The following is a 6,000-nucleotide window of genomic DNA, read 5'->3' as shown; positions in this document are numbered from 1 at the left end:
TCGAACGTTGCTTTCATCGCCTGAAGCAGTGGCGCGGCATCGCCACCCGCTACGACAAGACCGCCCAGTCCTACGAAGCAGCCATCACTCTCGCATCACTCCTGATGTGGGCGTGACATTTGACGACAGAACCTAGGGCCCGACCCCGGGGGGAACGGCCGGACAGGCCCTGAGCCCCGCCGGGGTCAGCCGAGGGCGGCCACCCGGTCGCGGTAGGTGCGGACGGGCGGCGCGTCCCGGTACGGCTCCAGGCGGCGCTCGAACTCGCGGACGTACTCGATCGCGCGGGCCGAGCGCATCTCGGCGGCCTGCTGGGCGGCCTCGGCGCCGAGCGCGCACGCCTGGTCCAGCTCGCCGAGGGCGAGCCGGGCGGTGGCGAGGACGACCCGGCAGAAGAGCCGGCTGCGGGCGTAGCCGGGGGCGCGGAGCTGGAGGGCCCGCTCGGCGTACTGGGCGGCGGCCCGGTACTGCTGGAGGTCCCGGTGGCAGTGGCCCTGCTCGTCGGCGAGCTGGGCCTCGTCGAAGGGGCGGGCCCAGAAGGGCACCTCGTCGCCGGGCCGGGCGGCGTCGAGGGCACGCTCGGCGCGCACCAGGCAGGCGCCGCAGGCGCGGGCCTCGCCGAGGACGGCGTGGCCGCGCGCCTCCACGGCGTTCAGCATCGCCTGGACGACCGGCGGGGCGGCCGGTCCGACGCCCTGCTGGGCGACCCGGGCGAGCTGCACGGCCTCCCGGCCGTGGCCGAGGTAGACGGCCTGGCAGCTCATGGTGAGCAGCACGTACGAGCCGTAGGCGCGGTCGCCGGCCGCCTGGGCGAGGCGCAGCGCCTGGACGAAGTAGCGCTGGGCGAGGCCGTGGGCGGCGATGTCGTACGAGGTCCACCCCGCGAGCCGGGTGAGGTCGGCGACGGCGCCGAAGAGGCGCCGCCCGGTGGCCTCCCCGTAGGTGCCGCGCAGCATGGGCTCGGCCTCGTGCTCCAGGTAGCGGACCAGGGCCTGGCGGGCGTGGCCGCCGCCGTAGGAGTGGTCGAGGGAGCGGAAGAGGTCGGCGACGGAGCGCAGGGCGGCCACGTCGCCGCCGGAGACCCGCTGGCCGGGGCCGCGCTCGGTGCTGCGCTGGCGGGGCACCGAGAAGCGGCCCTGGGAGGGCACCCGGGGGTCGGGCCCGGACGGGCGGACCACCGGGACGGGCGGCTGCTCGCCGCGGGCGACCCGGTCGTCGGCGCGGCCGATGAGCCAGTCGCGGCTGGGCACGACGAGTCCGGCCGGGGTGAAGGCGATCTTGCGGAGCTCGGCGTGGCTGCCGGAGTCCTTGCGCCAGAGCCCGCTGACGATGTCCACGGCCTCCTCGGGGGTGGCGGCGAACTCCAGGCCCGCGTAGACCGGCGCGCAGGCGTCGAGGCCGAGGTCCTGGGCGGAGAGCCGGCGGCCGAGGCGGCGGGTGAAGACCTCGGCGATGAGGGCGGGCGTGGTGCCGCGCGGCTGCTGGCCGCGCAGCCAGCGGGTCACCGAGGTCTTGTCGTACCGCAGGTCGAGGCCGTGCTCCAGGCCCAGCTGGTCCACTCGTCTGGCGAGGCCCGCGTTGGAGAAGCCGGCCTCGGCGATGAGCGCGGCGAGCTGGCGGTTCGGGACGCGCTGCGGTGGTCGTTCCGTCATCGGCTGTGCGGTCTCCTGCCTTCCGGGCGCAGGTCGCAGCCCGTTTCGACCCTCATGGAACGGCGCGAATGTAGCGGCGATCAGGCCCCGTACCGCCAGCTTCGCCCCATATTCATCCGATCGTGTGAGCAACCGGACTGATGGTTGCCTCACCGCCCTGACTCCGAGCCCTCCCGGCGGGCTCCCCGGGGACCGCCGTACAGTGGCACGGGCGCGTAGAACGCAGGGTGCCGGGCCGGCTCCCACCCGGGACGATCCCCGGACCCCGGCCGCGGGCACCCAGGAGGAGGCATGGCCGTGAGTGAGCTGCAATTCGTCCGCCTGGGCTTCGGCGAACACGCCGTCGACTACCGGGTGGCCTGGGACAAGCAGCGCGAGGTGCACGCCGCGCGGTTCGCCGACGAGACCGGCGACACCTGCCTGCTCCTGGAGCACCCCCCGGTCTACACCGCCGGGCGGCGCACCGCCGAGAGCGAGCGGCCGCTGGACGGCACCCCGGTCGTCGACGTGGACCGGGGCGGCAAGATCACCTGGCACGGGCCCGGCCAGCTGGTCGGCTACCCCATCCTCAAGCTGCCCCGCCCGGTGGACGTGGTCGCCCACGTGCGCCGCCTGGAGGAGGCCCTGATCCGCACCGCCGCCGAGTTCGGCCTGGAGACCACCCGGGTCGAGGGCCGCAGCGGCGTCTGGGTCCTCGGCGACCCGGTCGAGCGGCGGCCCGCGATCGGCGGACTGTCGCTGGACTTCGACCCCCGGCTGACCGACGAGGAGTTCGACCCGCGCCTGAACGGCCCCGAGTACGCGCCCTCCAACGCCGGCCAGCGCCGCGAGGACCGCAAGCTCGCCGCCATCGGCATCCGGGTCGCCAAGGGCGTCACCATGCACGGCTTCTCGTTCAACGTGAACCCGGACAACGCCTGGTTCGACCGCATCATCCCGTGCGGCATCCGTGACGCCGGCGTCACCTCGCTCGCCAACGAGCTGGGCCGCGACGTCACCGTCGAGGAGGTGCTGCCGGTCGCCGAGAGGCACCTGCGGGACGTCCTGGAGAACGCGGAGCCCCGGCCCCGCCCGGTCGAGCGCCCGGTGGAGCCGGCGTCCGCCTGAGGAATGCCTGGCTCTGGCCACGGGTTGGCCAGACGTAGCAAGGCATGGAAGCAACGGGCGTACCCTGGTGTGCGCCGAAGAATCGAAGCTACAGGAGCCGATGTGTCCGCAGTCGCACCCGACGGACGCAAGATGCTGCGCCTGGAGGTCCGGAACGCCCAGACCCCCATCGAGCGCAAGCCCGAGTGGATCAAGACCCGCGCGAAGATGGGGCCCGAGTACACGAAGATGCAGAGCCTCGTGAAGAGCGAGGGCCTGCACACCGTGTGCCAGGAGGCGGGCTGCCCCAACATCTTCGAGTGCTGGGAGGACCGCGAGGCCACCTTCCTCATCGGCGGTGACCAGTGCACCCGGCGCTGCGACTTCTGCCAGATCGACACGGGCAAGCCCGAGGCGCTGGACCGGGACGAGCCCCGCCGCGTCGGCGAGTCCGTCGTCACGATGGACCTGAACTACGCCACCATCACCGGCGTCGCCCGCGACGACCTGGAGGACGGCGGCGCCTGGCTGTACGCGGAGACCGTGCGCCAGATCCATCAGCAGACGGCCGAGCGCGCCGAGGGCCGCACCAAGGTCGAGCTGCTCGCCCCCGACTTCAACGCGGTGCCGGAGCTCCTCAAGGAGGTCTTCGACGCGCGCCCCGAGGTCTTCGCGCACAACGTCGAGACGGTCCCGCGGATCTTCAAGCGGATCCGCCCCGGCTTCCGCTACGAGCGCTCGCTCGACGTCATCACCCAGGCCCGTGACTACGGTCTGGTCACGAAGTCGAACCTGATCCTCGGCATGGGCGAGACCCGCGAGGAGGTCAGCGAGGCACTGCGGCAGCTGCACGACGCCGGTTGCGAGCTCATCACGATCACGCAGTACCTGCGCCCCTCCGTCCGGCACCACCCCGTGGAGCGCTGGGTGAAGCCGCAGGAGTTCGTGGAGCTGAAGGAGGAGGCCGACGCGATCGGCTTCTCCGGCGTGATGTCGGGCCCGCTGGTCCGCTCCTCGTACCGCGCCGGGCGCCTGTACCTCCAGGCGATCGAGAAGCGCGGCGCGGTGGAGGCCACCCAGGCGGTGTGAGCCGCGGGTCGCCCGGCCCGCGCCGGGCGGGCCGTACGCCGTGTGAATCGGCGCACAGGTGATTACCGGCAAGTAGTACCGGTACGGGGAGCGGCCCGTGCGGCCCCGCAGCTCAGCGGGGCGGCACGGGCCGCTCCCCCGTCCGGCGGCCCCGCGAGGGGCGACATCAGCGTTTCATCAGTGTTTGACCGCCGGGACATGCCCTGGTAACACCGTTCTGTGAGCATGGTTCCGTGAGCGCGTTCTCACGCACCGCCACCGCTTCCGCCCCCCCACCTCGTCTCATCCGTGTCCGAGAGAGGACCCGCCATGCCGGCCGCAGCCGCGTCGACGCACGTCCGCGTCAGCGCCCTCCCCTCCGTCACCGACGCCCTCCGGGCCGTCGAGTCCCTCGTCCTGGGCTCCGGGCAGCGCACCGCCCGCCGCAACGCCTGGACCTCCGTCCTGGAGGACCGCCGCCGCGCGAAGGACCGCACCGAGGCCCAGGATCTCCTGGAGGCCGCGTCCGGCCGGACGTCGCGGGCCACGTAGACTTCAAGGCATGGCGAGGAAGGCAAACACGGGCGGCGCTGACGCCGCGAACCCCGGGCGACTGAAGCAGATCGCCCTCACGTACAAGATGACCCGGAAGGCCGACTCCAAGGTCGGGCTCGTCGTGGCCGGCGTGGGCATCGTCGTACTCGGTGTCCTCCTCGGTATCGGCTTCCTGATCGGCCACCCGGTCTACCTGGGCATCCTGGGCTTCGTCCTGGCGCTGCTGGCCATGGCCATCGTCTTCGGACGGCGCGCCGAGCGGGCGGCCTTCGGACAGATGGAGGGACAGCCGGGCGCCGCCGCGGCGGTGCTGCAGAACATCGGGCGCGGCTGGACCGTGACCCCGGCGGTCGCGATGAACCGCAGCCAGGACGTGGTGCACCGGGCCGTCGGCCGCCAGGGCATCGTCCTGGTCGGCGAGGGCAACCCGAACCGGCTGAAGCCCCTCCTCGCGGCCGAGAAGAAGAAGATGGCCCGCATCCTGGTCGACGTCCCGGTCACGGACATCGTCGTCGGCGACGACGACGAGCAGGGCCAGGTCCCGCTCAAGAAGATCCGCACCAAGATGCTGAAGCTGCCCCGGCTGCTCAGCGGCCCGCAGGTCACGGCCGCCAACGACCGGCTGCGCGCGATGGGCGACCTCATGAGCAACATGCCGCTGCCGAAGGGCCCGATGCCGAAGGGCATGAAGATGCCGCGCGGCGGAAAGATGCGCTGACGCGCGAGGCGCGTACGAGACGCCGAAGGGCGGCGCCCCCCGGACCGGAAGGTCGGGGGCGCCGCCCTTCGGCGTGGGCGCGGCGAGGTGCGGAGGCGGGGGGCAGGGGGCCGGGGCCGTACCTTTCCGCCGCGGTCCGGGAGGCAGGCCGCCGGGGCGCAGCCGTTCACCGGGGCCGGGAGGGGCCGGAGGGGGTCAGACGCGGATCTGGACGGCGCCCGAGAGGCGGTCGTGGAGGCCGCGGCCGTCGCGGTCCCAGATGAGGGCCGGGATCGCCAGGCAGGTGAGGGCGGCGCGGAGCAGGGCCCGCAGCGGAGCGAGCCGGCCGCCGCGGACGGAGACGACCCGGAGCCGGAAGAGGAGCTTCCCCGGCGTGGCGCCGACGGTGCCGACGGTCACGGTCATCAGGACGAAGAGGATGAGCAGGGCCCAGTTCTGGCTGGTCTGGCCATAGCTCTGGGTGATGAGTCCGTATGCGATCAGGCTGCACAGCCCCCAGTCCACGGCGAGCGCGCCCAGCCGCGCGCCGGGCCGGGCGATGGAGCCGGGCCCCTCCTCCGGAAGGCCCAGCTGCTGCCCCCGGTAGCCGAAGTCCACGCCTGCTTGCTCCGCCGCGGCGCGGGGGCCGGAGAGCCACGATCCGAGTGCTTGCCTGTTGTCCACCCGACCACCGTACTGCGCCCATTTCCGATCACTTCGGGCCGGGTGCGGCTGGGGCCGGAAAGCGGCCCGGAACGGTCCCGGCGGGGGCCGTGACACGGAGGGGCGCCACCCGCTCCGGTTAACTTCGACGAAACAAATGGGTCATGCTTGAGAAATCCGGTCTGCCTATGGTCGGGTCCGAGCGTGCGCGACCGCACCGGCGGAAGCGCGACCGAGCTGCAACCCCGCCCCTCCCCGGGCCGGGAGTAGGAGGAGTGG

The 6,000-nt window shown here is 73.1% G+C and carries 6 protein-coding genes and 1 pseudogene; 5 read left to right on the top strand and 2 right to left on the bottom strand.

Translation table 11 applies throughout. The features are described from left to right. Positions 1 to 116 (top strand): annotated as a pseudogene (locus IE219_RS27195) (IS5/IS1182 family transposase); the annotation flags it as partial. A gap of 69 nt (positions 117 to 185) precedes the next feature. Here the strand turns inward: IE219_RS27195 and IE219_RS27190 are convergent. Further along, positions 186 to 1,652: an NsdA family TPR-like regulatory protein gene (locus IE219_RS27190; protein ID WP_189982186.1), complete on the bottom strand. Its 1,467-nt coding sequence runs from the start codon at positions 1,650 to 1,652 to the stop codon at positions 186 to 188. Positions 1,653 to 1,949: 297 nt separating this feature from the next. Between IE219_RS27190 and lipB the strand changes: the two genes are divergently transcribed. The 4 genes from lipB to IE219_RS27170 all read left to right on the top strand — a co-directional run bounded on the left by lipB (position 1,950) and on the right by IE219_RS27170 (position 5,079). Next, positions 1,950 to 2,759, top strand: coding sequence for a lipoyl(octanoyl) transferase LipB (gene lipB / locus IE219_RS27185; protein WP_189982184.1), 810 nt, complete (start codon positions 1,950 to 1,952; stop codon positions 2,757 to 2,759). 102 nt (positions 2,760 to 2,861) lie between these two features. Next, positions 2,862 to 3,827, top strand: coding sequence for a lipoyl synthase (lipA, locus tag IE219_RS27180; RefSeq protein WP_189982182.1), 966 nt, complete (start codon positions 2,862 to 2,864; stop codon positions 3,825 to 3,827). Positions 3,828 to 4,136: 309 nt separating this feature from the next. After that, complete coding sequence (locus IE219_RS27175) at positions 4,137 to 4,358, top strand: SCO2195 family GlnR-regulated protein (RefSeq protein ID WP_189982180.1); 222 nt, start codon at positions 4,137 to 4,139, stop codon at positions 4,356 to 4,358. Positions 4,359 to 4,368: 10 nt separating this feature from the next. Further along, positions 4,369 to 5,079: a DUF4191 domain-containing protein gene (locus tag IE219_RS27170; RefSeq protein ID WP_189982178.1), complete on the top strand. Its 711-nt coding sequence runs from the start codon at positions 4,369 to 4,371 to the stop codon at positions 5,077 to 5,079. Between the two features lie 195 nt (positions 5,080 to 5,274). On the opposite strand, the gene IE219_RS27165 is transcribed toward IE219_RS27170, so the two are convergent. Next, entirely contained in the window at positions 5,275 to 5,742 is a 468-nt protein-coding gene (locus tag IE219_RS27165) for an RDD family protein (protein WP_189982176.1), read from the bottom strand. Between the last annotated feature and the right edge of the window lie 258 nt (positions 5,743 to 6,000).

The sequence above is a fragment of the Streptomyces termitum genome, from assembly GCF_014650175.1.
GTDB classification, from domain to species: domain Bacteria; phylum Actinomycetota; class Actinomycetes; order Streptomycetales; family Streptomycetaceae; genus Streptomyces; species Streptomyces termitum.
Note: the sequence above shows the minus strand (reverse complement) of the source record. Positions and strands in the feature narration are given on the sequence as shown.